Annotated in this window: 30 protein-coding genes and 1 pseudogene; 10 read left to right on the top strand and 21 right to left on the bottom strand. The window is 67.1% G+C overall.

From position 1 onward, the window contains the following. Nucleotides 1-47 precede the first annotated feature (47 nt). Complete coding sequence (locus AC1RS9_RS13255) at nt 48-701, bottom strand: hypothetical protein (RefSeq protein WP_083604031.1); 654 nt, start codon at nt 699-701, stop codon at nt 48-50. A gap of 116 nt (nt 702-817) precedes the next feature. Between AC1RS9_RS13255 and AC1RS9_RS13250 the strand changes: the two genes are divergently transcribed. Together AC1RS9_RS13250 and AC1RS9_RS13245 are read left to right on the top strand one after the other, a co-directional pair. Next, entirely contained in the window at nt 818-1,900 is a 1,083-nt protein-coding gene (locus AC1RS9_RS13250; RefSeq protein ID WP_074041155.1) for an FAD-dependent monooxygenase, read from the top strand. 141 nt (nt 1,901-2,041) lie between these two features. Continuing rightward, nucleotides 2,042-2,920 (top strand): NAD-dependent epimerase/dehydratase family protein, encoded by an 879-nt coding sequence (locus AC1RS9_RS13245; RefSeq protein WP_074041156.1) that lies wholly within the window; start codon nt 2,042-2,044, stop codon nt 2,918-2,920. 98 nt (nt 2,921-3,018) lie between these two features. Here the strand turns inward: AC1RS9_RS13245 and AC1RS9_RS13240 are convergent, their stop codons facing one another. Next, on the bottom strand, nt 3,019-3,345 hold the full coding sequence (locus tag AC1RS9_RS13240; RefSeq protein ID WP_235006315.1) for a hypothetical protein: 327 nt from the start codon (nt 3,343-3,345) through the stop codon (nt 3,019-3,021). A 355-nt stretch (nt 3,346-3,700) separates the two neighbouring features. Then, nucleotides 3,701-3,937 (bottom strand): annotated as a pseudogene (locus AC1RS9_RS13235) (hypothetical protein); the annotation flags it as partial. 406 nt (nt 3,938-4,343) lie between these two features. Between AC1RS9_RS13235 and AC1RS9_RS13230 the strand changes: the two are divergent. From AC1RS9_RS13230 to AC1RS9_RS13210, 5 genes are all read left to right on the top strand, one after another. Beyond that, a complete protein-coding gene (locus AC1RS9_RS13230; protein WP_131941911.1) occupies nt 4,344-4,532 on the top strand; it encodes a hypothetical protein in 189 nt (62 codons plus the stop codon). A gap of 1 nt (nt 4,533) precedes the next feature. After that, a complete protein-coding gene (locus tag AC1RS9_RS13225; RefSeq protein ID WP_074041159.1) occupies nt 4,534-5,103 on the top strand; it encodes a type 1 glutamine amidotransferase domain-containing protein in 570 nt (189 codons plus the stop codon). Next, on the top strand, nt 5,100-5,402 hold the full coding sequence (locus tag AC1RS9_RS13220; RefSeq protein WP_006945020.1) for a putative quinol monooxygenase: 303 nt from the start codon (nt 5,100-5,102) through the stop codon (nt 5,400-5,402). Before AC1RS9_RS13225 ends, AC1RS9_RS13220 begins: the two co-directional genes overlap by 4 nt. Before the next feature lie 396 nt (nt 5,403-5,798). Beyond that, the gene (locus AC1RS9_RS13215; RefSeq protein WP_074041160.1) at nt 5,799-7,085 is read left to right on the top strand and encodes a tyrosine-type recombinase/integrase; all 1,287 of its coding nucleotides are present in this window, start codon (nt 5,799-5,801) and stop codon (nt 7,083-7,085) included. 19 nt (nt 7,086-7,104) lie between these two features. After that, nucleotides 7,105-7,359 (top strand): helix-turn-helix domain-containing protein, encoded by a 255-nt coding sequence (locus tag AC1RS9_RS13210; RefSeq protein WP_235006257.1) that lies wholly within the window; start codon nt 7,105-7,107, stop codon nt 7,357-7,359. Nucleotides 7,360-7,442: 83 nt separating this feature from the next. Here AC1RS9_RS13210 and AC1RS9_RS13205 read toward each other — a convergent pair whose 3' ends face one another. From AC1RS9_RS13205 to msrA, 18 genes are all read right to left on the bottom strand, one after another. Next, complete coding sequence (locus AC1RS9_RS13205; protein ID WP_235006256.1) at nt 7,443-8,096, bottom strand: hypothetical protein; 654 nt, start codon at nt 8,094-8,096, stop codon at nt 7,443-7,445. Between the two features lie 21 nt (nt 8,097-8,117). Then, nucleotides 8,118-8,627, bottom strand: coding sequence for a single-stranded DNA-binding protein (locus AC1RS9_RS13200; protein WP_074041161.1), 510 nt, complete (start codon nt 8,625-8,627; stop codon nt 8,118-8,120). 111 nt (nt 8,628-8,738) lie between these two features. Further along, nucleotides 8,739-10,490: a type IV secretory system conjugative DNA transfer family protein gene (locus AC1RS9_RS13195; protein ID WP_074041162.1), complete on the bottom strand. Its 1,752-nt coding sequence runs from the start codon at nt 10,488-10,490 to the stop codon at nt 8,739-8,741. Next, a complete protein-coding gene (locus AC1RS9_RS13190; RefSeq protein WP_131941907.1) occupies nt 10,487-11,038 on the bottom strand; it encodes a hypothetical protein in 552 nt (183 codons plus the stop codon). The genes AC1RS9_RS13195 and AC1RS9_RS13190 overlap by 4 nt, the downstream gene beginning before the upstream one ends. Further along, nucleotides 11,035-12,525, bottom strand: a complete 1,491-nt coding sequence (locus AC1RS9_RS13185; RefSeq protein WP_074041163.1) for a putative type IV secretion/conjugal transfer ATPase — start codon at nt 12,523-12,525, stop codon at nt 11,035-11,037. The genes AC1RS9_RS13190 and AC1RS9_RS13185 overlap by 4 nt, the downstream gene beginning before the upstream one ends. Before the next feature lie 72 nt (nt 12,526-12,597). Beyond that, on the bottom strand, nt 12,598-14,067 hold the full coding sequence (locus AC1RS9_RS13180) for an SCO6880 family protein (protein WP_492921807.1): 1,470 nt from the start codon (nt 14,065-14,067) through the stop codon (nt 12,598-12,600). A 3-nt stretch (nt 14,068-14,070) separates the two neighbouring features. Then, the gene (locus AC1RS9_RS13175) at nt 14,071-15,540 is read right to left on the bottom strand and encodes a conjugal transfer protein TrbL (protein WP_074041165.1); all 1,470 of its coding nucleotides are present in this window, start codon (nt 15,538-15,540) and stop codon (nt 14,071-14,073) included. A 43-nt stretch (nt 15,541-15,583) separates the two neighbouring features. Continuing rightward, nucleotides 15,584-15,856, bottom strand: coding sequence for a DUF6112 family protein (locus AC1RS9_RS13170; RefSeq protein ID WP_074041176.1), 273 nt, complete (start codon nt 15,854-15,856; stop codon nt 15,584-15,586). A gap of 213 nt (nt 15,857-16,069) precedes the next feature. Then, complete coding sequence (locus tag AC1RS9_RS13165; protein ID WP_074041166.1) at nt 16,070-16,375, bottom strand: DUF6112 family protein; 306 nt, start codon at nt 16,373-16,375, stop codon at nt 16,070-16,072. Nucleotides 16,376-16,381: 6 nt separating this feature from the next. Next, the gene (locus AC1RS9_RS13160) at nt 16,382-18,001 is read right to left on the bottom strand and encodes a M23 family metallopeptidase (protein ID WP_235006255.1); all 1,620 of its coding nucleotides are present in this window, start codon (nt 17,999-18,001) and stop codon (nt 16,382-16,384) included. 15 nt (nt 18,002-18,016) lie between these two features. Then, nucleotides 18,017-18,706 (bottom strand): hypothetical protein, encoded by a 690-nt coding sequence (locus tag AC1RS9_RS13155; RefSeq protein ID WP_074041167.1) that lies wholly within the window; start codon nt 18,704-18,706, stop codon nt 18,017-18,019. Nucleotides 18,707-18,790: 84 nt separating this feature from the next. Next, a complete protein-coding gene (locus tag AC1RS9_RS13150) occupies nt 18,791-19,966 on the bottom strand; it encodes a ParB N-terminal domain-containing protein (RefSeq protein WP_074041168.1) in 1,176 nt (391 codons plus the stop codon). Beyond that, the gene (locus AC1RS9_RS13145) at nt 19,963-20,766 is read right to left on the bottom strand and encodes a hypothetical protein (protein WP_074041169.1); all 804 of its coding nucleotides are present in this window, start codon (nt 20,764-20,766) and stop codon (nt 19,963-19,965) included. The genes AC1RS9_RS13150 and AC1RS9_RS13145 overlap by 4 nt, the downstream gene beginning before the upstream one ends. A gap of 583 nt (nt 20,767-21,349) precedes the next feature. Continuing rightward, nucleotides 21,350-22,123: an AraC family transcriptional regulator gene (locus AC1RS9_RS13140; RefSeq protein WP_160126273.1), complete on the bottom strand. Its 774-nt coding sequence runs from the start codon at nt 22,121-22,123 to the stop codon at nt 21,350-21,352. 255 nt (nt 22,124-22,378) lie between these two features. After that, nucleotides 22,379-22,867, bottom strand: a complete 489-nt coding sequence (locus AC1RS9_RS13135; RefSeq protein ID WP_074041171.1) for a carboxymuconolactone decarboxylase family protein — start codon at nt 22,865-22,867, stop codon at nt 22,379-22,381. Then, on the bottom strand, nt 22,867-23,247 hold the full coding sequence (locus AC1RS9_RS13130; protein ID WP_119217789.1) for a thioredoxin family protein: 381 nt from the start codon (nt 23,245-23,247) through the stop codon (nt 22,867-22,869). The genes AC1RS9_RS13135 and AC1RS9_RS13130 overlap by 1 nt, the downstream gene beginning before the upstream one ends. 28 nt (nt 23,248-23,275) lie before the next feature. Beyond that, nucleotides 23,276-23,671, bottom strand: coding sequence for a GNAT family N-acetyltransferase (locus AC1RS9_RS13125; protein WP_083604036.1), 396 nt, complete (start codon nt 23,669-23,671; stop codon nt 23,276-23,278). A gap of 24 nt (nt 23,672-23,695) precedes the next feature. Further along, nucleotides 23,696-24,196, bottom strand: a complete 501-nt coding sequence (gene msrA, locus AC1RS9_RS13120) for a peptide-methionine (S)-S-oxide reductase MsrA (protein WP_074041179.1) — start codon at nt 24,194-24,196, stop codon at nt 23,696-23,698. Between the two features lie 253 nt (nt 24,197-24,449). On the opposite strand from msrA, the gene AC1RS9_RS13115 reads away from it, so the two are divergent. The 3 genes from AC1RS9_RS13115 to AC1RS9_RS13105 form a co-directional block, all read left to right on the top strand. Beyond that, nucleotides 24,450-24,986, top strand: coding sequence for a carboxymuconolactone decarboxylase family protein (locus tag AC1RS9_RS13115; protein WP_235006254.1), 537 nt, complete (start codon nt 24,450-24,452; stop codon nt 24,984-24,986). Beyond that, nucleotides 24,983-25,441 (top strand): DUF5709 domain-containing protein, encoded by a 459-nt coding sequence (locus AC1RS9_RS13110; protein WP_074041172.1) that lies wholly within the window; start codon nt 24,983-24,985, stop codon nt 25,439-25,441. The genes AC1RS9_RS13115 and AC1RS9_RS13110 overlap by 4 nt, the downstream gene beginning before the upstream one ends. Before the next feature lie 45 nt (nt 25,442-25,486). Then, on the top strand, nt 25,487-25,962 hold a 476-nt coding region (locus tag AC1RS9_RS13105), incomplete at its 3' end, for a helix-turn-helix domain-containing protein (RefSeq protein WP_144658421.1).

Here is a 25,962-nt window from a genome sequence, read left to right as displayed (position 1 = left end):
CGCACCAGGTACGCCGGTGCAGCGGGGTCTCGCGTGGACGGGGGAGGTCAGCCTTCGTTCTGCTTCGACTCGTCCGTCGTCTCGTCGATCTTGATGCCCTGCTGCTGCGAGCCGGACATGATCTGTGACAGCGCCGTGTTGGCGGCCATGATCGAGGCGAAGTTGCCCGAGGTGAGGTCGCCCTTCATGTTCTTGACGCTCTCGACGGCGGTGCCGAGCGGCTGCGCGATCGTCTTGCACAGCGTCGGGTTGGCCTGGGCGTTCTTGACGGCGTTGTCGAGCAGCTTGAGGTCGAGTGCGGCGGTCGCGCCACCCTTGATCAGGGCCTTCGTGCGGCCGTCGGCGCCCTTCTGGAACGTGCCGGCCTTGTAGGGCTTCCACAGGTAGCGGTGGAATGTGCCGGCCGTCAGGCCGATGTCCGTCGCGAAGCGCGTCTTGGCGAACTTGCGCGTGTTCTCGGTCGGGCAGTCGATCGGCTTGGCGCTCGACGAGGACGACGCGGACGATGATGCTTCCCCCGAGCCGCTGGCGCTGGAGTTGGAGCTGGCGTCGCCGGAGGCGGAGGACGTCGCGCTCGCGGCTGCGCCGGAGGCGGCGCTCGTCGCGGAGGAGGCGGAGTTGGACGAGTCCGAGCCGCACGCCGTGAGAGCGGTGAGCGACAGGGCCGCGACGGTGGCGGTGGTGGTGCGAGTGAAACGCATCGGTGTTCCTTTCGGCGGGGATGTCGTAGGGGCAGACGCATGGAGAATCTATGGGTTGCGTCCAGGTGGGTGTGATCCCCGTCCCTCGACACGTGCCGGGTCCTACGCTGGGAGACATGGTGGTTCGTCGCGTGGCCGTCGTCGGCGGTGGAGTCGCAGGACTGACGTTGGCGGCGGCGCTCGACCCGGCGCGTTTCGACGTCACCGTCCATGAGGCGCAACCCGATCGTCGGACGGGCGCGGCCCTCGGGTTGTGGCCTGACGCTCTGCGCGCGCTTGCAGAGCTGGGGGTGCAGCTGGGCGGCGGTCACGGTGTGAGCGGCGCTGCGCCCGGTAGGGCCCGCGGAGTCGGTGTGTCATCTGGAGTCGGAGTAGTTCGCAGGTGCGAGCGAGTCGACCTGCACACGATGACGGGGCGACGGCTGTTGCGGGCCCCCGCGCCGCCCGTCGCGCAGGTTCGGCGTGAGGATCTCATGGTGGCGTTGCGGGCGGTGGCGCCCGCGCCCGTCGCGCATCGCGTCGACGATCCTCGCGAACTGGACGCCGACGTCGTCGTCGGTGCTGACGGCGTGCGCTCGCGGGTGAGGGGCATCGTCGACCCTCGGCGTGCCGAACGACGTGCGACGCCCTGGGTGACGTTGCGCGGTATCGCGCCCGCGCTCGAGGGTCTCGACGGAGCGAACCCGCTTGCACGTGAGTTCTGGGGTGCGGGAAGGCTTTTCGGCGACGCTCCGGTGAGCGGTGGCAGGTATTGGTTCACCGCGCACGCGATGGCGTCGGCGCAGGGCGGCACGTCCGATCACGGGGTCGGCGTGATGCGTGGGGCGTACGTGCCGGAGCAGCTCGACGTCATGGCGGTCGTCGACGAGGCGAGACGACGTTTCGCGGGTGCGGCACCCACCGTCCGGGCAGCGCTGGCCGCAGCCGACGACACGACCGTCGCGGCGCGGTTGTGGGTCGCCCCGCCGATGCGTCGCTATGTGCAGGGCCGCTTCGTCGTCATCGGTGACGCGGCGCATGGGGCTCTGCCCAACCTCGCGCGCGGGGCGAGTGACGCCATCATCGACGCAGTGACGCTCGCCCGGGTGCTGAACGCCGACGGAGGCCTGGGCCGCTGGCAGCTTCGGCGATGGCCGGTGACGCAGGCCGCGCGGCTGGGCGCGTCGGCCGTCATGGCCGTCGCGACGGGCTGGGGATAGCCCCTCCCCTCCTGCGCCCAAATGCACCCGGGTGCATTTGGGCGCAGGAGGTGTTTGAGTTGGGCCACCCCATCTGCGTCCCGATGCACCCGGGTGCACTTGCACGCAGATCGTCGGGGCCGAGACGGGCAGGATGGGGGCATGGCTACTTCTCTCTTGTTCGGCGCCGGCGATCTGGGCACGCAGATCGGGTTCGACCTGGCGCGCGCGGGCGATGACGTCGTCGCGCTGCGGCGTCACGCTGATCGCGTGTCCGAGCCGCTGACGGGCGTCTCCTGCGACCTCGGCGCGGGCGTCGACGCGGTGCGCGCGGCGCTCGAACCGTTGACGAAGCGCGGCGGCTGGGCGCGTGGGCCGCAACGCGTTGTCGTCTGCCTCACGCCCGACGCGCGCGACGAGGAGGCCTATCGGGCGACGTTCGTCGAGGCCACGGGTACTGCGCTCGCGGCGATCGCCGCGCTGGGTTGGGCGCCCGAGCGGGCCCTGTTCGTGTCGTCGACGGCGGTCTGCGCGTCCGGCGGTCTCGTCGACGAGAACACGCCGCCCGCTCCGCAGACGCCGACGGCCCGTGTGCTCGCCGAGGCCGAACAGCTTTTTCTCGCAGCGCTTCCCGCGTCGACGCGGGGCATCGTCGTGCGCCCGAGCGGCATCTACGGGCCGGGTCGCGAATGGTTCGTCAACCGGGTGAGCGAGGGCGACGTCGGCGATCCGTCACGGACGACGCATCGCGTGCATCGTGACGATCTGGCGCGCGCGATCACGCACCTGCTGACGATGACGGCGCAGCCCGACGCGCTGTATCTCGTCACCGATGACGCGCCCGCGTCGGCGGGTGAGGTTGCCACGTACCTGGCCGAACGCCTGGATGCCAACGCCGACCCGTCGTGGCGCGGGGAGTGGAGTGCGAGCCGTCGACTCGACAACTCGCGACTGCGGCGCACGGGGTTCGCGTTCGACTTCCCGACGTATCGCGAGGGCTACGCCGTCGTGCTGGACGGCGACGGCGTGCGTCATTCGTGACTCGCGCGACGCGTCATGCCTGAGTCATCGGCGCAGGGCGTCATCCTGACGCGGTCGGCGGCGACGCGAGAGAAGCGGTGCGGCTGTGAGCGACGCCGTCAGCGGCGTGTGGCGCCGATGATCGGCGAGTGGCCCCGGGGGGCTGCGGCGCTCCGTTGGCGCACAAGAGCCATGACGTGCCCGGCGCCGAGGAAGGTGATGCCGATGACGCTGAGCACGACGAGCGCGTAGGAGATGATCCGGTTGCACACGCCGATCTGAGTCGGCGCGCCCCAGGCGTACCAGTGCCCGGTTTCGGCGTAGATGTACGTCTTGTACGCGAGAGCCCACAGGACGAAGGGGGCGCTGAAGAGGGCGCCCGCCGCGATGATGGACGCGCCCACGTGACGCAACCACCGATCGACGCCTGGTGTGAATGACGCCATGCTGACCACCTCCTGTGTCGTAGCTCACGTAAAGGTAGCGCGCCTTTCGGATGAACAGCTTCACCCTTTGGGTCATTTTTTCCCTTAGGGCCGTTAAGTGGGGGCGGACAGGGGGCTGTTTTTCGGTATGACGCGGGCGTGCCGCCTCGGTTCGAAGAGCTGCCGGGGAAAGCTGGCGGGCGACGGCCGCAGACGACGATGGCGGGCGGTGGGGGGTGCGCCCATCGTCAGGTATGCGCCGCCGGGCCGGTGGGCGGAAGAGGGGTCGGCGTGCCACGTCGAACACCGCGAGGTTGATGCCGTTGGCGAACTGCTGGCTCTCCACGAGCGTCAGGCGCGTCTTGATGCCGTCATCGGCGAACAGCCGCTTGCCGCCGCCGAGGATGACGGGGAACGTGAGGAGGGTGTAACGGTCGACGCGGCCGAGCAGGAGCGCTGCGGCGTCCTGTTGTTCGCGGCCCTTGATCTCGTAGGCGGCGGGGTCGAACTCGACGTCCTCGAACGTCCAGCCCGCGTGCTCGTGGTTGCCCCCGCCGGGGGCTTCGACGATGCCGTCGAGGCTGATGAACTCGGTGATGACGATCGGGCGCACGACGGGCCTTTCGGGCGAGGTCGGCGGTCGTGCTCAAGCATGGCACCCGGGCTGCGCGCACTCATGAGCTGAGAGTCGACATACATGACGAGAGGGTGGCGCAGCCGGCAGGGAATCCTCTCGGATGCGCACTCTGGGACATGCGGCTTCTCGGAATGGCCTACCGACACATTTCGAGCGCCGAGGGCGGCGGCCGTGCACCGGCCGACCGTCGTCCCGATCGTCTACGGCGGAGCCGCCTCGTGATCGCCGAAAAAGTCGGCGCATCGTTCCGCTACCCACGACGCACTACTCGAGGCGAGCCCCTTGACACGTAGGTCCGGGGGGGCGTTCGCTGTCTATGGAGTCGGCGTCGGAGAGGCCTTGCCAGAAAGACATCGAGCGACACAGTCGGATCGGAATAGACATGAAAGCAGTGGTGTACGAGGGGCCGACCTCCTTCGCGGCCGGCAAGGCAACCCCTTCCTGGATCGTCTCTCAGGAAATCTCGCTGGACCAAGCCGCCGATGCCTACAGGAACTTCGACGCCAGGTCCAAGGGTTGGACCAAGGCTCTCATCAAGCCCGGCATGTCAAACGGAAAGAAGGAAAACTGAGATGGCAGCAGATCTTCAGGGCAAGAGGGTCGCGATCCTCGCCGCCGACGGAGTAGAACGCGTTGAGCTCGAGCAACCCCGCGAAGCACTGGATCGGGCCGGCGCTCAGACCGAGGTCCTCTCGATCCACGACGGCGAGATCAAGGCCCGTAAGAACGACCTGGATGAAGCGGGCACGTTCACCGTCGACGGGTTGGTCACCGACGCCTCGGCGGGCGATTACGACGCCCTGCTGCTTCCCGGCGGCACGGTGAACCCCGACCAGCTCCGGGTCGACAAGGACGCCGTTTCCTTCGTCCGCGACTTCGTCGAGAGTGGCAAGCCCGTGGCGGCGATCTGTCACGGGCCATGGACGTTGATCGAGGCTGGCGTGGTCGGAGGTCGCACCTTGACGTCCTTCCCGAGCATCCGCACGGATCTGCGCAACGCCGGTGCGGAGGTCATTGACCAGGATGTCGTGGTCGACGGGAACCTGATCACCAGCCGATCACCCGAAGACCTGCCTGCGTTCTGCGATACGGTCGTGGCGAAATTTGCGAGCAATTCGACCCAGGAAGAGGTGACGTCATGAGCGTGACGAAGGGTCTGCTTGTCAGGCTGGAGGCCCTGCCAGGCAAGGAAGACGAGGTCCAGGAATTTCTCGGCATTGGGCGAGGGCTCGTCGAGGAGGAACCGGCCACCATCGCGTGGTTCGCGATCCGTCTCGGCCCGTCCTCATTCGGGATCTTCGACGTGTTCCCGGATGACGCCGGCCGCGACGCGCACCTGTCCGGTGCAGTCGCTGCCGCTCTCGGCGAGCAGACCGGCAAGCTGTTCAGCGAGCCGACGATCGAGAAATTGGACGTCCTGGGCTCCAAACTCCCCGCCTGACACCACAACCGGGAGTTCTGAAAGTTCTGAAGACCACGTTCTAGACAGACTCTGACAAGAGTCGACCGGGAGGCCCGGATCTGCAGGTTTCTGCAGATCCGGGCCTCTTTTCGTGCCTCCTTCCGAAGAACAGAGGAGGACGGATATGAACGTCAGTAGTCGTTGGGTATGGCACGCGGGTGGCACGCCCGCACCTTCCAGAAGAGAGCGGGGTGGTCCGCCGACCGAAATTCGGTCCCGGCGTGCCACCGACCTCGTGCCACAGCGTGCCATAGGGCGCCTCGTAGCCCGCGAGAAAACCCTGATAGAAAGCCACTTTTGGGAGGGCATGACCTCTAGTGGCACGCAGTGGCACGACGGTTCGCGTGAGTCCGCTCGAGACCAGCGGAGGACACGATGAGCGCGACGAAGACCCGGGAACCAGCAGCAGTCAGGCGTGAGAGCTGGGGGAGCCTTCGTAAGCTCCCCTCTGGCCGGTGGCAGGCTCGCTACCCCGCACCCGACGGCGAGATGTACACCGCCCGGACGGAGGACGACAAGCCGCTGACGTTCCTGACGAAGACCGATGCCCGCGCGTGGCTCGCCGGTGTTCACACGACGATTGCCCGTCAGCAGTGGGAGCCGCCCTCGGTGATCGCCGCTCGACGCCGTGCCACAGCGGAGGCAGAGAAAGCACGGTCCATCGGCTTCTCCGAGTACGCGGAACGCTGGGTGGCGTTCATCCGCGCGGAGCCGAACCGCAGTGGCAGGAAACGTGCAATCGCCACCGTCCGCTCTTACAAGAGCAAGGTCGACGGGTACCTCATCCCAGAGTTCGAAGACACCCCGATCCGGCAGATCGACGAGGCCCGTATCCGGCAGATGACCGATCGTCTCGACGCGATTCCCTCGCCACTGAATCCGAGATCGAAGTTCAACGGCATCACGCGACCGGTGCTGATCGTCCTCATGATGATCCTCCGCCAGGCAGCTCGAGAAGGAGTTATCCCCGCTGCGCCGAACATCTCCATTCCGAAGCAGGAGCCCGTGCGGCACGACGCCGATCACGACGAGGACGAAGACGTCGCGAGTCCCGAGCAGGTCGAGGCTTTGTATGAGGCAACACCGGGGCACTGGGCGATCATGGTGCTCTTCGCGGCGTGGTGCCAGCTGCGGCGGGGGGAGTGCCTGGGCTTGCAGCGCAGGGACATCGAGTGGCACGACGACGGCACCGCGACCTTGCATGTGCGTCGGCAACTGAACGCGAACACCGGCGACTACTCGGAGAGGCTCAAGAGCGACGCCGGTAGGCGGACGCTCAGCATCCCGAAGCTCATGATCGACCGCCTCAAAGATCATCTGCGGGACAACGTCGCGGCCGAGGCCAAAGCGCCACTGATCCCCACCAACATCCGTGGCAGCGTCCCGCTGTCGAACACCCGATGGGGATACGTGTGGGCGGATGCTCGAGATGGTGTCGCTGACCTCCGGCCGCGATTCCGGTTCCACGATCTCCGTCACACGGGGCTGACGATCTTCGCCCAGGAGGGCGCAACACTCGCAGAGCTGATGCGCCGTGGCGGCCACGCCGATATCCGTGTCGTCCTCCGCTACCAGCACGCCACGATGGCCCGCGATCGTGAGCTCGCGGACCGTATGAGCGATCGCGTTCAGGAGCGGATCAACGCGGCCAGGACGGCATGAGAGTCGCCGTGGGACAGTCATGGACACCTATCAGGAGAAAGATTTCATCAACAAGGGAGGCACCACCATGGCCGTTCACGATCGTTCACAGTCCCCAGCGCTCAAGCTGATCTCGCTGGCCGTCGCCGCCGACACCTACGGAGTGTCGATCAAGACGCTGCGCCGCCGGATCTCGGATGGCACCGTGCACGGCTACCGGGTCGGCCGGCTGATCCGCGTCGACCCGGACGAACTCCGCGAGAAGCTGCTCATCGAGATCCCTTCAGCGAAGTAAGCGCAAGACCAAGAGTGGGGCGGGCCCGAAGAGGCCCCCCCCCCCCCCCCCCCCCCCCCCACTTGTTGCGGTTCACCGTCAACTCAGACCGGCAACGGCTCGTCCCGCAGGAACGCAGCTTCCGCTTCCGCGCGCCGGGTGACGTCTTCGACGACGAAGTCCACGAAGTCCTCGTCGCGGTCTGTGATGGGGGTCTCCTCACCTGCCGGGATGGGGTCTTCGCCGGGCCAGACGGTTTGCCGGGAGGGGCGGTCGCGGTCGAGGCGTGTGCCGGCGATCTGCACCCATTCGCGTAGCCGGGTCCGGGCGGCGGCGAAGTCGGTCATGAATGAGATGGGGCCGGCGGCGTCTTGTTCGGGGTCGTAGCAGCCCAGCCACCGGGTGTAGAGCGCGGACAGCTCCCACACGAGTTCACGGTGGCGGTGCCACATCGGTGGCACGATCTGTGCGGGCAGCGCGAACTCGTGTCGCAGCCAGTTGACCCATTCGTTGAGGTCGAGCCATTCGTGCTCAGCGTCGTCCGAGGACAGGGTGCGCCAGTTGATCGGGCGAGGCACGGGCGGGAGATCATCGCTCCCGCCCGTGCCCGCCTGGCTGCCGTCCCGTCTCTCGCCCTCGTCGAGCTCGTCGCCCTCGTCTTCGTCGAGTTCCTCGATGTCTGGTTCGTCGGACTCGGGCTCGAAGTCCACGTCCGGGTCGCCCAGTTCGGGATTCTGGGTCGGGTCGTTATCGGCCACGTCACTGTCCTCCGGTGGGGGTTATCGAGCGACGGCTTCCATCGCGGGCGCTTCGGCCTCCCGCGTGGTCGTGGGGGTGGGCGAGCCGAGTTGGGCTGCTCGGTCGGGCTCCTCACGCTCGGCCTCGCGTGTGACGTCGCGGTCGGCTTCGCGCTCGGCCTGGCGTTCGGCAGCAGGGCGGCGGTCGATCGTGAAGTCGGTGATGTTTGGGTCGGGGGCGATGCGCTTGGCGACGAACTGCTCGTCGGTTCGCTCTTCGCCGTTGACGTCGCGCGTGTACTCGCGGGTGTAACCCTGTGCGACGATGTCGTCGCCCTTGACGTACCTGTCCGCGGACATCTCGGCGGACTTCCCGAACTGGATCAGGTCGTGGTAGGTCGGGTCGAGCTTGCGGAAGGATCCGTCCTGCTGGGGCTCGTAGTGGTTGATGCCGACGCGGGCGTAGAAGCGTGCCTGCCCGGATTCGGAGAAGGTGAGGCGGGGATCGGCGGAGATGAAGCCGTTGATCGCCTGCGACGTCTTGATAGCCATGAGAGCTGAGGTCCTTCCTGATAACAATGAGCTGTCTGGTGCCCCCGCGGTTGAGTGGGAGGCACCAGACAGGTGCGCGGGTCAGACCCCAGACGACGGACAGAACCGGCTTCAGGACGTGTGCAGGAGCGCCTCGATCTCCTTCCGATCCGTCTTCAGCTGCGTGGCGTCCTTGCGGGCAGGCCAGGCGCGCAGGTCCGTGATGATGGGGCGGGCGGTTCGGAGCATCACGACCCCGATCCCGAACGGCAGCGTGCGGATCACGTCCGGAGGCATGATCGCCACCCGGCGGATCGAGCGTTGCGCGGAGCGGTGTCCTTGCTCCCCGATGGTGACGGAATCGGTGATCTCGTCCCTTTCCCCGATCAGCGCCGACAGGTCCTGCAAGTCCCGCGAGTTCGATGCGCCGCCGAGGATGACTTTCACGATCGATGCGTCCCACAGCGCGTTGGCGTTGTTCTCCCCCCACTTCTCCCGCGCCTGGGCGAGGGACTGCAGCACCGGCAGGGTGGTGATCCCCGTGCCACCGCCTTCGGCCATCAGCGTCGGCAGTGACGGCAGCGGGGCGAGGTTGCCGATCTCGTCGAGGGCGAGGAGCATCGGCGGGTCCAGCCGGGTGCCTGGTGAGGTGGCGGCGATCTTCCGGGCAGTCTCCACGAGGTCTTCGATGAACGCGGCCACCAGCGCCGAGGACGCCCCGGCCCCCGCACCGGTGGCGAGCAGGTAGAGGGTGCCGCGGTCCCGGATGAACGTCTCCGGGTCGAACCGGTCTCGCGGCCCCGGTGTCACCGCCGCCAGCACTCGCGGGTCGGCTAACGCGCTGAACGCGAGGGAGACGCCTTGCCAGATCGAATCGCGCGTCTTGGGGTCTGATTGCAGCATCGCATCCAGAGAGTCCGCCCAGCCTTGCGCTGCGTGCGGGTTGGACTGCAGGACGCGCACCGCGTCCGCGGCGGCGGCTGGGTTCAGCGCCCACTGGTACAAGGTGGCGGCGTCTCGCCCGTCCAGCGCAGCGGCGTGGAGGAGCCCTTGGATCGCGGCAGCGGTCTTTCCCTGCCAGAAGTCACCGCCGGACACGGAGCCGAAGTTCGTGGCCGTGGCGAGCCCGGTGGCGCGGATCATCGCTGTCAGGGGGTCCTCGCATCCGCGGACTGGGGACCACTTCATACCCGTGGGGAGTCCTTCAGCGAGATGCTGCGGATCGAACACCGCGACCGGCCCTACACGCTGTCGGGCCTTCAGCGTCGCGGTGAGGTTGTCGGGCCGGGTGGAGGTCGTGATGACGGCGCCGGGGGCGTCGAGGATCGCGTTGATCACGACGTGCAACCCTTTGCCCGACCGGGGCGGCCCGATCAGCAAGATGGAGTCCTCCACGGTCGCCCACACCTCCTGCCCTTTCGACCGACCGAGGAGGTATCCGACGTCCTCAGGGGCCGGGTCCTCCAGCGAGGGCCGGAACGTGCCTGCCCGTTTCGTGAGGGCTTTCGTCCCTGCGGCCTTGGCGACATCGCGTGCAGTGGCGATGCCTTGGAGCAGGCGCGGGTCCTGCGCACGGGTCTCCTTCCCGCGCGCGATGACCCGCCACGCCCACCACGCGATGACCCCGAGGATCGCGAGTGCGATGGCGAGGACCAGCCAGTACACGACCGGGCTCAGGCCCGGCGCGCCGATCGCCTCTCCCGGGGCCGCCGGGGTGAGCAGCACGCCGAGCCCCGTGGAGGGCCCGCCAGCGGGTTGCGGAAGGCCGGTGAGGAATGCGGCGGCACTTCCGGCGGCGCGGAGTAGCCCGGCCAGGACGGCGAATCCCGCCAGGGCCGCAAGGCCCAGGTTCGCGAGCACCTGGGAGGGCTGATGCGGGTTCATCCCAGGTCCCCGACGACGTGAGCGGTGCCGGAGATGCGGCCGAACAGCAGCACCTCGCCGCCCGTTGCGAGCTCGCGTTCCTCGATCAGGTGCCGCACATGCCCGTGCCCGTCGGCAGAGGAATGCCGGATGACGACAGCGAGGGCGACGTCCTCTCCAGGCACGTATCCGTCTCCGGTCGCCTCATACAGCACCGGCATCTCGCCCCTACGCGCTGATGCTTCGGTCTCCGGTGCGGCGGCGGGTGCGGCTATCGGTGCGGGCGGGGTGAGGACGTCGGTGTAGGTGGTGCCGTCGTGTTCGATGATCTCCACCCGAAGCGGTGCTTTCCTGCGGCGCAGGACCTCTTCGATCAGCCCACCGAGGGCGTGCCTGCCGATCGGCTCCCCGGTGACGCGTGCGCCGTCGAGGGTGACGCTGATCTGATCGTTCGCGTCTACCCGGACGACGAGGTGTGGGAGTACGATCGGCACCACGAGATCCCCCTCGGCGTCGCCCGTCGTCGCACGGTTGCGTCGGGATCGGCGTGAGGGTGCATGTTCGCTCATTTTTGCCGCCCGATCATCCGCGTGGTCGTATCGAACGTCGACAGCTCGTCCGGGTGCAGCTGGTGTTGCACGACGAAGGATCGTTCCTTGATCCGCCACAGTCCCTGCCCCGTGCCCAGGCCCGGGAGAAGGGACTGTTCGGTGCCGGTGAGGCCGAGCGTGGTCGCGGTGGTGCCGAGCTGGTCGGCTTCCTGCCGGTAGATGATCCGCGTCTCCGCGTTTGCCAGCAGCGACGAGGCGAGGGCGCGCATTGCGGACCCGCTGTCGCCGACGTTGTCGAGGTCGGTCAGCTTGTGGAAGATCAACATGTTCGCGATTCCGTAATGCCTCGCCAACCTCCACTGCGCGTCCATCCGCTTGAGCAGAGCGGGATGCGACATGAGACGCCACGCTTCGTCGTAAATCACCCACCGCTGCCCGCCTTCGGGGTCCAGAAGGGCCGATTCCATCCACGCCGACGAGCACGTCATCAGTACCGAGATGAGGGTGGAGTTCTCCGCCACCCGGGACAGATCCAGCGAAATCATCGGCAGGGACGGGTCGAACACGACCGTAGAGGGACCATCGAACAGCCCCTGCAGATCTCCGGCGACCAGGCGCCTCAGTGCGTGACCGACGAGCCGTCCGTCTTCGGCGAGCCGCTGGTCGACGTCACCAGCACGGTCCGGGGTGAGGATGCGGTCGACGACCATCGGGAGGATCGGGACGTCGTTGCTGGCGACGACCGCGGAGAGGGCGACATCGATCGACGTGTGCTCAAGCGGTGACAGCGACCGCTCGAGGACGGTCTCGGCCAGCGCCCCGATGAGTTCCCGGCGGCGGGAGGCGACCTGCGTAGTCCATTCGATGTCCGTCACACCTGACGGGCGGTGACCTTCGTCGAGCGGGTTCAGCCGGTTCCTCAGACCATGACCGAGGACGATCGCCTTGCCTCCGACAGCTTGGGCGACTGGCGTGTGCTCACCTTTCGGGTCTCCGGGGACGTAGACGCGACGCCCGAACGGAATCGACCGCGTGTACAGCGACTTCGCCAGCGACGACTTCCCCGAGCCGACGATGCCGGCCAGAACGATGTTCGGCGCGGTGATGACACCGCGCTTGTACAGCTCCCACGGGTCGTACACGAACGACCCGCCGGAGTACATGTCCTGTCCGACGAAAACGCCTTCGGGCCCGAGGCCACCTTCAGCGAGGAACGGGTACGCCCCAGCGAGAGCGGCGCTGGTGTCCTGATGGGAGGGCAAACGCAGCCCCCGATGGGTGCGCAACGCCGCGTGCCCGGGCTCGCCCGAGGCAGGCAGATAGGTCGTGGCGCGGCGCTCGGCCTGTTCAGCATCGCGTCGCGCACGGGCTTCGACTTTGCGGGCAGTGATGTCCTTCGCGTGGACTGCGGCGGCGGCCTTGCGCCGGGCTCGGCGCTGCTTGCGGTGCTCGGACTCCGGCCCGATCAGCACCGTCGAGTACACGCGACGTTTCGGGGTGCTCACAGCACGACTCCTTCCTGCGCCCGCCCGGGCGGGCGGACGCAGGAAGGAGGTACGGGACCGGCGCCCCAGGAGTCAGACGGTGCGCGCCAGGGGCAGCGCAGCCGCGGTGAACGCTTGGGCTTGCTGACCGACCAGCCGCCGCGTTTCGCAGGACGCTTGGATGGCGGCCTGCTCGATCTTCGACACCGCCGCCTCCAGCTCGTCCGGATTCGGGGCGCTGACGGCGATCAGCCCGGTGTATCGGAGGATGCCGTGCCCGCTGGTGAGGTCGGCTTCCTGCTGCAGCACGTCCTGGTACTCGGCGGTCTGCTGGGCGTCCTCGACCTGCCCGATCTTCTGGCGTTGCGCGGCGTCCGAGATGTATTCGACCTTCTTCTTGCGGATGTCGCGGGCGGCCTGATCGGACCGGATCGGAGTGCACAGCAGTGAGAACGACCGCCGCACCCCGGATGCCAGGAGCACCGGGGACAGGAACCCCGGATACACCAGTGACCGCGGCCACTCGCTCACCCACAGCACCGCATGGTGCGCGCTGTCCGAGCGCAGCCCCTCCCACGTCTCCTCCACGGCCACGGGACCTGCGGTGGCGAGGTCCTGTCCGAGGTTCCCGGAGCGCTCCAGCGTCGCCGCGATCGCAGGATCGTAGGCGGAGCGCAGGATCACCGCGAGCTGCCCCGGGGTGAGCCAATCCGTAGCCTTCAGGTCCGCGGAATGCAACGCCGCGGTGAGAGTGCTCATCTCCTGCCGCAGCACCGCCGCGGCGCCCTTCATCCCGCCGCCGGCGGTGCGGATCGGGCGGGCGGCGGTCTTCATATCCAGAGCGAGGGAGATCGTCGTCGCGTGCCGTTCACCGGCCGGGCCTGCGCGATTGATCAGCTCCGCGTAGGTGCGCGACGTCCATGACTCGTCCCCCGGGTTGCCGTGCTCCGCCCACCACTGCGCAAGACCCGTCCCGGAATCCGGGAGCGTGCGTTCGAGGATCTGGAGACGGGCGATGCGTCCGGAGCGGCAGCAGGTCGCCAGCACACGACCCCACCCGGAGACCCGGCGTTCCTGCTCGCCCGGGTCCAGCAGCACGAACGCAGGGTGGGTGACCTCGAGCAGCGCGGTCAGTGTCGCCGCGTGAGGATGGTGCACCATGACCGCCCCGGTGACGGGGTCTTCGTATTGACGCAGCGATGCCATATCGCCTGGGAGGGCGAGGGTGCCGGCTGGACGCGGCTTGACGACCCGCATCCGGTAGATCGTCTGCGTCACGCTGACCCGCCACAGCCAATGCGCCCCGACCGGCAGCCACTCGACCGCCTTCCGGCCCGCGATCGGGACCCAGGTGATCGCCAGGCAGGTCACCCAGATCGGAGCCGTGTAGGCGAGGATCATCCCGCCGCCGGCGTACAGCGACCCGATGAACGCCAGCCCGGCGATCGCGAGCGCGATCACCTGGGACAGCGACAGGACCAGGATCAGTCCCCGCCTGGTGAGGCGGGAGAACTTCACCGGTGTGAGCGGGTAGTCGTCTTTCGTGCTCTGGTGTTTCGTCACGGGTCAGTCCTTCCCCTCGGGCGCCCTATTCGGCGGCGGCGGGTCCTTCGGTGGCGGCGTCGACGACGGACCAGACGATGCGGGCGGCGGGCTCGATGGCGGTGCCTGCGGCGCCGATGGATCCGAGGGCGGTGCCGCGTTCCCGGAAGGGGGCGGGGCGCTGTCCTGGCCAGCGGCAGCTGCCTGGGTCTCTGCGGCACCGCCGATCGCGCCGCCGAGCTTCGGGCCGGCCGTGGCGGCTTCCTTGACGGCCGCCGCCGCGATGACTGCGACCGCGGCGGGTCCGGCCGCGGCCGCACCTCCTGCAGCAGTACCGCCACCTGCAGCAGCCCCGCCGCCACCCGCTGCACCACCAGCCGCACCGCCAGCGGCGCCGCCACCAGCCGCAGCACCGCCTCCGGCTCCGCCGGTACCGGCAGCCGTCGCCCCGCTCCCGCCGTCCGGGGGCGGCGTACCACCGCCCCCACCACTGTTGCCGGGCGGTGGCCCGTCGCCTTGGCCTTTCCCGTCGAGGACTTTCTGCGGGCCGTCGCCGGCGGGCTTAGACGGGGATGGCACGGGCCGGTTCATCGACTGCTTGGCCTCTTGCTCCGCACTCATCGCGTGATACATGTCGAACCCGATGAACGAGATGAACTTATAGACCATGTAGGGCGCGAACGCGGCGACGAACATGAGCACTATCCCAGCGATGGGGTCGGCGATGGATGCCAGATCGAAGTCGATCGGCTGGGACACCTGGGTGATCGCGACGAGGAACACCACGACGAGGACGAGCTTGGACAGGATCAAGGCGATCACGAACGACACCCATTTCCCGAACCAGCCGCGGGTGACATCCCAGCTCGCGCCGCTGATCGCGATCGGACCGAGCACGATCGCGACGAGCAGCAGTGCTTTGCGGATCAGGAGCGAGAACCACACGATCGCCGCTGCGGTGATCGCGAGCCCGGCGAAGAAGATGGTGATGATCGCCCCGACACCGGGGGCGGTGAGGTTGATCGCAGTGAGCCCCGCGGCGAGCAGGGCGATCTTGTCGCCCATCGCTTCCATCGAGTTCCCGGTGGCTTGGATGATGCCGATGGTCAACTGGTCGGTGATCTCCAGCAGCGTCGCGGTGAGCGTGATGATGAGGAACGACCCGAGCACGCTCTTGCCCAGTCCGAGCGCCGCCCGAGAGAGGGCGGTCGGGTCGCGACGGATGAGGCCGGTGATCAGCTGCAGGCAGAAGAAGACGAGCATGATCAGCACGGCGACGCCGAAGAGGATGTTGTAGACGCCGACATATTCCGGGGACTGGACGTCGACGAGGGTGGTGGTGTCGAAGACGTACCAGACGCCCTCGAACAACCAGGCGGCAGCTTGTCCCATTGCTTGGGCGAGCCAGTCGAACGGGGCCGCGACGAGCGTCGCGGCCCCTTCTCCGACGGCATCGCACACGTTCGAGATGACCGGGACGTCGCACAGTGCCATGACGGGCCTCCTTCCGGGGCGGGGCGGTGGTGGAGGAGGCCGTTCAGACCGCCTGGCCGACGTTCCAGAAGAAGTTGATGAGCGTCACCGACGCGCCGCAGATGATCGCGGCACCGCAGGAGACGAGGACGCCGATCTTTCCCCGCCCGGCCAGATGCGGGTTGCTGCTGTTCGCGCCGAAACCCCAGATGATCGCCGAGATGATCAACGCCAGGACGCTGAGGATCAGGCCGATCGTCATCACGGCGCCGACGATGGTGCGCAGCTGCGCGATGCCGGGCAGCCCCGAACTGTTGGGGTCGATGTCGACCTCCATCGGGGCCAGAGCGGCCACGTGGGGCAAGACGGTGGTGGTGAGATCGAGAACGGCGGACACGGGTGCTCCTTCATGAACCAGGCGGATACCCGGCCAGGCGCCGGCCGGGTATCGCACAGGTGCGCACACCGGACCCCGCACGGCAGAAAGCGGGGCGGTGGAGCCTCGTCTCCTCCACCGCCCCGCCCCTGAGCTCTCGCCTCCCGACCCGGGTTAGAGCTGCCCGCCGATCGTGATGAGCCAGTTCATCCATGCGACCCCGGCCCCGGCAAGGGCGGCAGCACCGAGCGCCGTCCACACGCCGATGCGGGCTTTCGTGGCGACCTGGTGGTGGCCGTTCGCGGAGCCGATCGCCCACATGATCGCGCACACGATGAGCATGAGGACGGCGAGGATCAACACGACGGTCAGCAGCGCACCGATGATGCTCTCGAGCTCGTTCGATCCGCCGACGGCTCCGAAATCGGGGAACACACTCCCGGACAGCACGGGCTTCGTCGGGACGTGGGGATGCGGCATGAATGCTCACCCGTCTTTCACGGAGATGTGGATGTGGTCGAAGTGGCCGCCGGTGACGTCGCCGGGGTCGTGCATGCCGCCGCCGGTATAGTGCCGCCACCCCTCGTCCGCCTGCGCGGGCGACCAGATCGTGCCTTGCCAGATGAGGTAGGAGATCCCGAGGGGCTCGGCGTTGGCTTGAAGCCATTCGGTGACCTGCCACCCGTAGGCGACCTGCTCGCTGGTTGGGTAGTGGCCGATCTGATTGCCGACGGTGACATCGCACGCCCGCCCGAGAGGATGATCCGACCGTGTCCCTGGTCGTGGTGAGTAGCACGCCCACCCGGTGTCGGCGAACGCGTTGCGGGTCTGGACGACCATGTGCGCGGTGCGGGCGGTGATCTGCCCGCTGGTGCCGGTCGGGTCATCGACCATCTCGGTGCCGTCGCCGGTGAACTCTGCCGCTGGCGTAGTAGTGCCGGCGGGTGCGCAGCCGGGGCCGGGGGTGCTGGTGCCGTCCGGTTCGGCGGCGCCGTGGTCGATAAGCCACTGGTCGGCGTCGATCGATTCGGTGCCGGTGGAGCCAGGCCGGATCTCGAAGTGCAGGTGCGCGCCGGTGGAGCGGCCGGAGGAGCCGACATCGCCGATGTGAGTGCCGGCGGTGACGGTCTGTCCTTCTCGGACGTGGATGCCGTGTTCCCACATATGCGCGTACACGGAGCGGACGGCTTCGCCTTGCACGGTGTGCTCGATGATGATGAGGCCGCCGTAGCCGCCGTTGAACTCCGACCACACGACCCGCCCGTCAGCGGCCGCGTAGATCGGGGTGCCGTCGGCGGCGGCATAGTCGGTGCCTGCGTGGTAGGTGGTCTCGCCGGTGAACGGGTCGGACCGATACCCCCAGTCGCTGGTCTTCGTCCACGTCCCCTCGGGCAGCGGGAACAGGATGCGGCTGGTTTCCGGTACCGACCCGGTGCCCCCGCCGGTGCCGGAGGGTGCCGGCACGGTGAGGGCGGCGAGGATCGCTTCGGCGACGGGCTGGTAGTTCTGATATCGCTCCGGGAACGCGCTGACCTCGACCGCCTGGGCGACCTCGCCCATGTCCATGCTCTGCCAGCCGGGGATGTCGAGCATCCCCCGTGGGGAGGGGAAGTTCGGCCCCGACGGACCGCCGTAGAACGCGCGGGCCTGGTAGGTGGTGTCCATCAGCTCGGCGACGGTGCCCCACCCGGCCTGCGGTCGCATCTGGAACAACCCGAGGGAATCGTTGTCGCTGCCGTTGCCGTCGTTCGGGTAGTCCCCGGATTCGGGGTAAACGCCGGTGTTCGACAGTTGCCGTAGCACCGACTCGGTGAGAGCGGCCATGAGCGCGATCGTGACCCCGCGGACATCGACGCCGTCGGTCTGCCCGCCGACGGTGATGATGGTCGCGGCGTGCGTGAGTTGCTTCTTGTTCAGCGTGAACGTCTCACCGTCCCGCGTGGTCACTTCCAGCTCGTCCGGGATCGGCCCCACGGTCAGCGACGACCCGGGGCCGCAGCTCGCGTTCGCGGCGGGGTTCATCAGCACCCCGACGCCGACGAGCGCGGTCGCCGGTCCTACGCACAGGGCGAGGATCGCCAGCACGACGAGGATCTTCTTCAGCACGACAGCCCCCGGGGGTCAGCGCAGCGGGTTGTCGAGCTCGGACAGCCGCAACGTGTGACAGTCGTCGAACGTGGGCTCACATGCGAGGAACACGGTGAACGACACCGGGTGTTCACTGGTTGCTTCCTGCCCGGAGACTGTGCCGGTGCGATACCGGGTGGCGTCGATGGTGACCGCGATCATCCCGTCCACGATCGTGCCCGACCGGTCCTGCGCGACCGCGTCGGCCCAGGCGTCGGGCACGACCGCAGTCTCGATGGTGAGGTGCTGGGTAGTGGCGTGCCCGGTGAGCTGCCGCCAGGCGTCGGACGCCGGGAAGTAGCCGGCGATGTCGGAGGCAAGACCGGGGGTCTCGGTTCCGGTGGGATCGGCGTCGGAGAGCACGACCTGCCCGTAGTCGGCGGGCCCGAGCCCGGATGCCGTGTCCCACGTGAAGAGGGATACGGCGACGGCGCGTGCGTACCGGATCGGGTCGTTCGTGCGCGGCAGCGGCATCAGGTCAGATGGTCCGGAGGGCGTCGAAGCCGGTGGCCGCTGTTCGGAGGCGGTCGGGGCCGGGGCAGGCGTGTTCTCGTGCGGGCGGGCGATCAGTCCGTACACGCCCAGGCCGACCAGGACGAGAAGGATGATCGTTCCGGAGATACCGGCGATCAACAGGGCGCGGCCCCGCTTGCGCGGGGCCGCATCGGCGAAATCGGTCGACATGGCAGGGGGCGTCCTTTCACAGCAGATCCGTCAACGGTGTGTGCCATGTAGGTGCGGGCGTCTGACCCCACCCGGCCGGTCATCTCACGGCACCAGGCCCGTCCTGGTGGTGGTGCGGCGTGCATCGGCGGCGGTGTCGAGGAACGCGGTCGCCTGTTTACGGTGGCTGGTGATCGCCTCCCACTGCTCGTCGGTGGCGTACTGGCCGACGAGCGTGGCGTCGTTGATCTCCCACCACCCCTCCGCTTTCGCGAGGATGTCGACCAGCCGGCGGGCGTGGTAGCGGCCCCGGACCCCGTCCGCGGACATCCCCTCATCCTCCGCACCCGATTCGCCGTCCTCCTCGGTTGCCGCAGTGGAAGTTGGCGTGAGGGCGAGCTTGCGGACACGGGCGATGGCAGCGGCGACCGCCCGGGATCGTTCCACCGGTCGGTCGATCTGCCGCACCGCGCGGAGCTCGTCGTCGGCGGCTTCCCGGACGGCGGCAGTCGCGGACTCGTTCACCGCGGTCTTCTCCAGCCAGCACACCCCGCGCAGGGCGATGACCTCGTGGTAGCGGCCGTGGACCTTCGCGTCGCCGTTGATCTCCACGACCGCTTCGGCGGCTGCCCGCCGGACTCGTTCGTCTTCGTCCTCGTTGGTTGCCAGCCGTTCCAGCGCGAGGACCTGCTCGAGCTGTTGGGAGGAGTCCCGGCCGGTCACCGCGGTCGCGGCCTGCACGCGGGACTTCCGCTTCGCCGGTGGTTGTGAATCCCAACGGCCGCTGTCGCTACCCTGATAGGTCGCGACGATCATCACTTCCTTCTCCTCCGGGTCGCTGTCGTCGGCCTCGCCGTCGTCCGAGCCCGGGAGGGCGGCGGCGCCGAACCGAGTCGCGGCCTGACGGCGGGCGTTCTCCTCGGCCAGGAGCGTCTTGTACTCCGCGTACAGGGCCGCCTTCTCCGTCGTGGTGAAATGCTTGTGGAGCAGATTGTCGTCCTGGATCGCCAGCAGCGTGCGCAGCTTGTCGGACACCTCAGATGCGATCCACACCGGGACGGTCGCATGCCCGAGCTGCCGCATCGCTTCCAGGCGGCGCCTGCCGGAGATGAGGACCCCGTCGGAGGTGATCACGATCGGGCACAGCAGCCCGAGGGTTTGGATCGACGCGGTCAGATCGCTCAGATCACCCAGCTCACGCCGGAAGGAGCGACCCAGGACGATGTCGTCGATCGGGAACTGCGCCACCGGCTGCCCATCTGCGGGCACCCTCGCGTTCATGCGGCCGCCCCTCTCGTGAACTTGCGGGAAACAGCGGCAAGCTGATGATCAGCAAGAAGATCCTCGGTACGGTCACCGAGCAGCAGCCGCGCAAAGATCCCCAGACGTGCCGGATCGGCACCGGTGGCTTCCTTCTTCGACCGCGGCCCGAGCAGCAAACGCAACAGCCCGCTCCAATCGCGAGCGGAGAACCCGAGCCGTTGCCGCATCGCGTCGTCTTTGCGGAGCACGTCGATCCCGGATTGGGTGCTCGCCAGAGTCGTCAGCCGGTGGCAGATATATTCCACCGCGGTCTCGATGGTGCGGGGATGCCAGCCTGTGCTCACCAGGAACACCGACGCGGACCGCACTACCCGTTCCACGGCGACGGTCGGTGAGGCCGGCGGGCTCGCGGCGGCGAGCACATGGTAGAAGAATGTCTCGTAGTGGCCGGCCCGCATCGGGTACTCGTCGGGACGCTGATCGGGCCTGCGGGCCTTGTCCGTCGAGGTGAGCAGACGTTCGGCGTGCACCTCGGCCGCGATGCCGAGCTCCACAGCGCGGGTGATCGCCGCCCACGGGTCCGCGGCACGGCGGATCGCCGGCGTCCGCATCGCCATGAACGCCTCGTACGCGGCATCGGCGGGGTCGCGGTGCCAGGACCGTGCGAGCGGAAGGTACTTCTCCTGCGCATACTGCATCAACGCGCGGGCGGCGGGGTGTGTGCGCCAGAGATGCTCGGCGGTGAGCTGCTCCAGCAGGACACGGAGCCCTTCGCCGGTGGTGAAGTCCGGAAGTGGTTCAGATGAAGGTTCTCTCATGAGGTCAACTCCTTAGGACGAGGTGACCAATAGGTGTGTGAACGCGACCCCAAACCCTCGGCGCGGTCAGGAACCGATCCTGTGCACTCGGGCGGCGCGTCTGGCATGAGCGTTGCTCTTCGCTCACGCTCGACCAACACCACCTCTGCCAGTGGACATGCCGCAGCGAACTCGCGGCCCGCAGCATCGGCCGACCGCCGGGGGCATAAGTTGGTCATGACCTTCGCGAACCTGTTGCAGGCCTCGCGAGCTTCGCCTCGTATCCCCTCTATAGCCATGCGCTACTCCTTCCCAGGGACTCCCGCAAGACGCGGAACGCCTTGCGGCCATGAGCTGCGTCGGGAGGATTAACGGAGCGAGGACGGATAGCAGACGGAGTGCCGACCATCAGGCTCCACAGCGAACCCGACATGTCTGGTCCGGTCTACTGACCTGCGGCGTATCCGTCGAGATGCACGTGACGAACTTGGGTCATTCGTCGAGAGTCACGGTTCATGCGGCGAGTAGCGGTAAGGGAAGCCGAGGTGACCGTCGCATTCTCTGCGAACCTGATGGGCAAGTTCGTTGGGACGATGCCATCGCCTCACAGAGCTGAGTCATTGACAGCGACAGCCTTGCCTTGTCGATGATCAGGAACCGTGTGTGGTGTGCGTCGGTATTGTGTCGGCGTGATGCCGTAGCGACGGTGGAACCAGTGGGATGCGACGCGCGGGTCGCTCCACCCGACTTCGCTCGCGGCACGCATCACGGAGATGTCTGTTTCTTCGATGAGCCGCGCGAACTCGGTGAGCCGGAGTTCAGTGAGTAGGCGCATTGGGGCGGCGCCGGCGTGCTGTACGAACATGCGGGTCAGGTGGGTTCGTGAAAGTGAGAGTTCTCGTGAGAGTGCTCCAACGGTCCACGGCTCTGCGATCCGCCCGCGAAGCAACTGGATTGCTCGACCGATGTAGCCGATAGATCCGGTGTCGGTCAGTCGTCCATTGATGGGCGTCCACGGTGTTGTGGGGGTGTCCGATGCTTCATCAAGGAAAGTTGGCAGTATCAGCCTCATCCATCGTGCGAGAAGCTCGAGAGTGTGAGTCGCGACGACTTCGGGCGAATGGGTCCCGCTACGCAGGATGCTCATCTGTCGCCATAGCGGCTCGACCTGCCGCAGGGCAGCGATACCCGGTGCAAGGACGATCGCGCGGCCGTCCCACTCGAGGGGGTGCATTCCTGCGACCACTCGCTCTGCGTCGGGAAGGAACCATGCCATCTGGGTGCGCCAGAACCGTTCGTCGGCGTAGATGGCCCAGATGCGTACGGACGGTGATGGGCGCACGCGGCACCATTTGCCGGTGCCGAGGGCAAGAGACATGCCAGGACGCAGGACGTGCACGCTCTCAGCAGTCTCGAGGGCGCAAGAGCCTTCGACGACGTTGAGTATCTTCGCGTGCCGAAATACGGTACGGCTTGATGGAACCGTGCGCACCATCTCTATGGCCGCGATATCGCCTGGTGCCCGAACCGCTGCGTAGGGGCGCGTGAACCTGAGGGGCGCAGCGGGTGGCAAGTCATGTGCGGCCTCGAACGCGTCCTCTGGCGTAGCGGCCACGCTGCGCATGGCACGCTGTCAGCTCAGCTTGCCCTCCGAGTCGCGTGGCCGCACGCGGTGTTCGCTGAGGATGGAGACCCGATTGAACATATTGATGGCTGCGGCGACCCACTCCGCGGCCGCGAACTCCTCCTCGGCGAGGGTGTTTCGGGCCTGCGCGAGCTCGGCATTCACGGCGGCGTCGAGCGGGAGTCGGGTGGCTGCTTCAGCGATCGCGAGCAAGGCTCGCTCTCGATCGCTGAACAGAGTCGACTCGCGCCAGGCGGGCAAGACGTCGAGTACTTGCTGATTGACTCCTGCGCGCCTCGCCTGCCGTGAATGCAGATCAAGGCAGAAGACGCATCCGTTCAGCTGTGACGCCCGAACCTTGACCAACTCGCTCTCCGCGGGAGTGAGCCCACGTTGCGACGCGGCCTCAGACACAGCGGTCGCGAACGTAGAAGCGGCTTCCCATGCTTCAGGGACGGCCTTGTCCATGTATGGGCGCGGTTCATGCAAGGTGGACATCAGCGATCGTCCTTGGACGAGTCACCATCGGAGTCGAGGCCCTTTCTGACCTCGTCCATATCGAGTCCTCTGACGTTCTCTACGACTTCAGCCAAGGCAGTGGGCGGTAGGGCCCCCGCCTGGCTGAAGACGAGTAACCCCTCACGGAAGGCGAGCAGAGTCGGAATCGCGGTGATCTGGGCGGCCGCGGTGATGCGCTGCTCCGACTCCGTGTCGAGCTTCGCGTGGACGACGTCCGGATTGTCTAACGATGACTTCTCGAAGACCGGCGCAAACTGGTGGCATGGTGCGCACCAGTCCGCCCAGAAGTCGACGAGGACGATGTCGTTCTGATTGATCGTGACCTCGAAGTTGTCTTCGGTCAGTTCGACGGTTGCCATGCGAGTTCTCCTCTTGTACTCATGATGCTCAGTGGTGGTGTCCGTGGGGGTTGCCGGGGAATCGCGCGTCGACGATGTCGGCATACTCCGGATGAGCGCGGATGTACGCGGCGGCGAAGGGACATGAGACCGTCGCGGTCATGTTGTCCTTGCGGAGACTGTCCAGGGCGCCCCCGAGGAGCCGCGCAGCGACTCCCTTTCCACGGAACTCCGGGAACACCGAGGTTGCGAGGAGGAGCACCCGGTCGCCGGTTCTGCTGTAGAGCAGGCCTGCAGCGAGCTTGCCGTCCACGGTCGCTTCGTACAGCTCTGACTCGACGTTCTCCGTGATGACGAAGTCTTCCGCTGCGTCCGAGGAGACAGCCGGGAGGTCGGTGTCGGCGTCGGTCGCGGTCAAGCCGATCATTCCGTCGGGATGTTTCATGTCTCTCCTATCGCGAGATCTCGGTCAGCGGCCCGGTAGTACCCAGTCGGGCCGGATGAAATGGCACGAGTACCCATTGGGGTGCTTCTGCAGGTAGTCCTGGTGCTCGGGTTCGGCCTCCCAGAAAGGGCCGGCTTCGCCGACCTCGGTCAAGACTTCTCCTGGCCAGCGGCCCGAAGCGTTGATCGCTTCGATCACGTGGAAGGCGACTTTCATCTGTCCCTCGGTCGTCGTGAAGATCGCTGATCGGTAACTGCGCCCGATGTCGTTTCCCTGGCGGTTCCGAGTCGTGGGGTCGTGAATCTGAAAGAAGAACTCCAGCAGTATCTGGAATCGGATGATCGAGGGGTCATAGATCACTTCGAGCGCTTCGGCGTGATCCCCGTGATTACGGTAGGTCGCGTTGGGCGTGTCGTCGTCGCCGGAGTATCCGACACGGGTGCTCACCACGCCCGGGAGCGAGCGGAAGAGTTCCTGGGCTCCCCAGAAGCAGCCGCTGGCGAGGATCACTCTCGAGGTCGGCATCGTCTTCTCTCTCTTCGCGGCGGGCAACACGCCCCTTCGGGTCACGATACGGAGCGGAGTGCTGTCCAGGTGGCCTGGCTGTGCAGCGTAATGTCCGCGACCTGCGGCGTTCGGAAGCGGGACCGGCGGTTGCAGGGAGAAGACAGCTCTCTGCAGGAGCAGGCCACACGGGGCAGAGAAGCGGACCTACCGTCAGAGGAGGCGCCGGAACTCCGGCAAGCCAGCGAACCGTGCCCTACGGTGAGGAGAGATCGTGATATCAGAGCAGATCGATTTCGAGAATGTGCGCTTTGATCCGGATCTCTCTGACTTCCATGAGCTTGCGAAGCAGATGGCCACGGGGTTCGGGTACACCGCGAAGCTGTCGATCGGTGATCGCCTAGCCGCCCTTCTCCGATTGCGGGTTGCGCAGATCAATCCGTGCTCCTACTGCCTGATCCTGCACACGCGTATCGCCGTGGAAGTCGGCATCGGCGCGGCGATGGTCGCGCACCTGGCGAGCTGGCGGCAGAGCACGATGTTCTCCGGTTCCGAAGCACTCGCACTCGCGTACTGCGAAGCGCTGACACGTTACGAGCACGAGCACTTCGATGAGATGCATCAAGGGCTGACGGTGTTTTTCGATGAGCGTGAGATCGCCGAGATCGCAGCCGTCGTCATCAACATGAACGTGTGGACGAGGCTGAAGCTCGCGCAGGGCGCGGTGCCAGTCGTATTGCCCGGTGACGAAGAGCCTGCTCGTGAGACTGAGAGCCCAGGCGTCGGGGGAAAGAAAGGGAACCCATCATGACTGACGGATCGGTCAGCGGGCAGGAGATCGAGTTCGATCTGCTTCCGCCGGATGAGAGCCTCGACTCGGATCTTCTCGGCGAAGACTCCGACGACGACGGCCCGGGATACTCTCCGCCGGAGCGGCGGTCATCCGAACTGTCGTGGGGATTCACGGCGCGCGAAGCACGCACCCGAGAACCGCTGGCGGCTCGCTTGGCGCGTGAGGTGCCGGAGTACGAACCTGAAGAGCCGATGGGCGACGGGATCGGCGACATCATCGGCACGGACGGCGAGATCCTTGACGACCAGGTCGGATCGGTACGCGCTGGGCGGCTGATCTGGACCGAACCCGGCAACCCTGACCCGTCCTCCGACTTCTGGGCATCCGACATCGGCATCGACAATGGTGCCGCCTCCGCCGAGGAGGCGGCTATCCATGTCGTCATCGACGAGGGCGACTATGACCGGCAATAGTCTGGAATCAGACCGGGGAAGCCCGGAAGACCGGCGGAGGCTGTAATGATGCAGCAGACATGGGACTCGCGCAGCATTGATCCACGTGACCGCGTGGAGACGATCCGGACGATGCTCTGCGAGAACCTCGTCCAGACAGACCTGACTCTCGACCCGCAAGGCCGCGAGGCTCGCGTGAGCGTGTCTTACCAAGACATTGGGCAGCTGAGAGCCCTGTCCGTCCAGACGGTGCCCTCGCTGGCTGCCCTCGCTATGCGCCCCCAGCGGATGATCACAGCGGACAACGACGAGTCATTGTTCGTGGTCTTCCAGCGCGGCAACCGGTCGATGCTGCGCCGTGGGGATGACCAGACCGTGATGACTCCAGGCAGCATCGTCGTTTACCCGAGCACGAGCCCCTACGTCCACGCTTTCGACGAGGGGGTCATCGGGGACTTCTTCCGACTGCCGTTGGGTGTGGTGGGGTTGACGGCGGATCAGATCGGCGAGGTCTCTGGGGTGGATCTGCGTGAGCGGACCTC

It is taken from the genome of Dermacoccus sp. MPR-E5, assembly GCF_058809565.1.
This window is presented reverse-complemented; position numbering and strand designations above follow the sequence as displayed.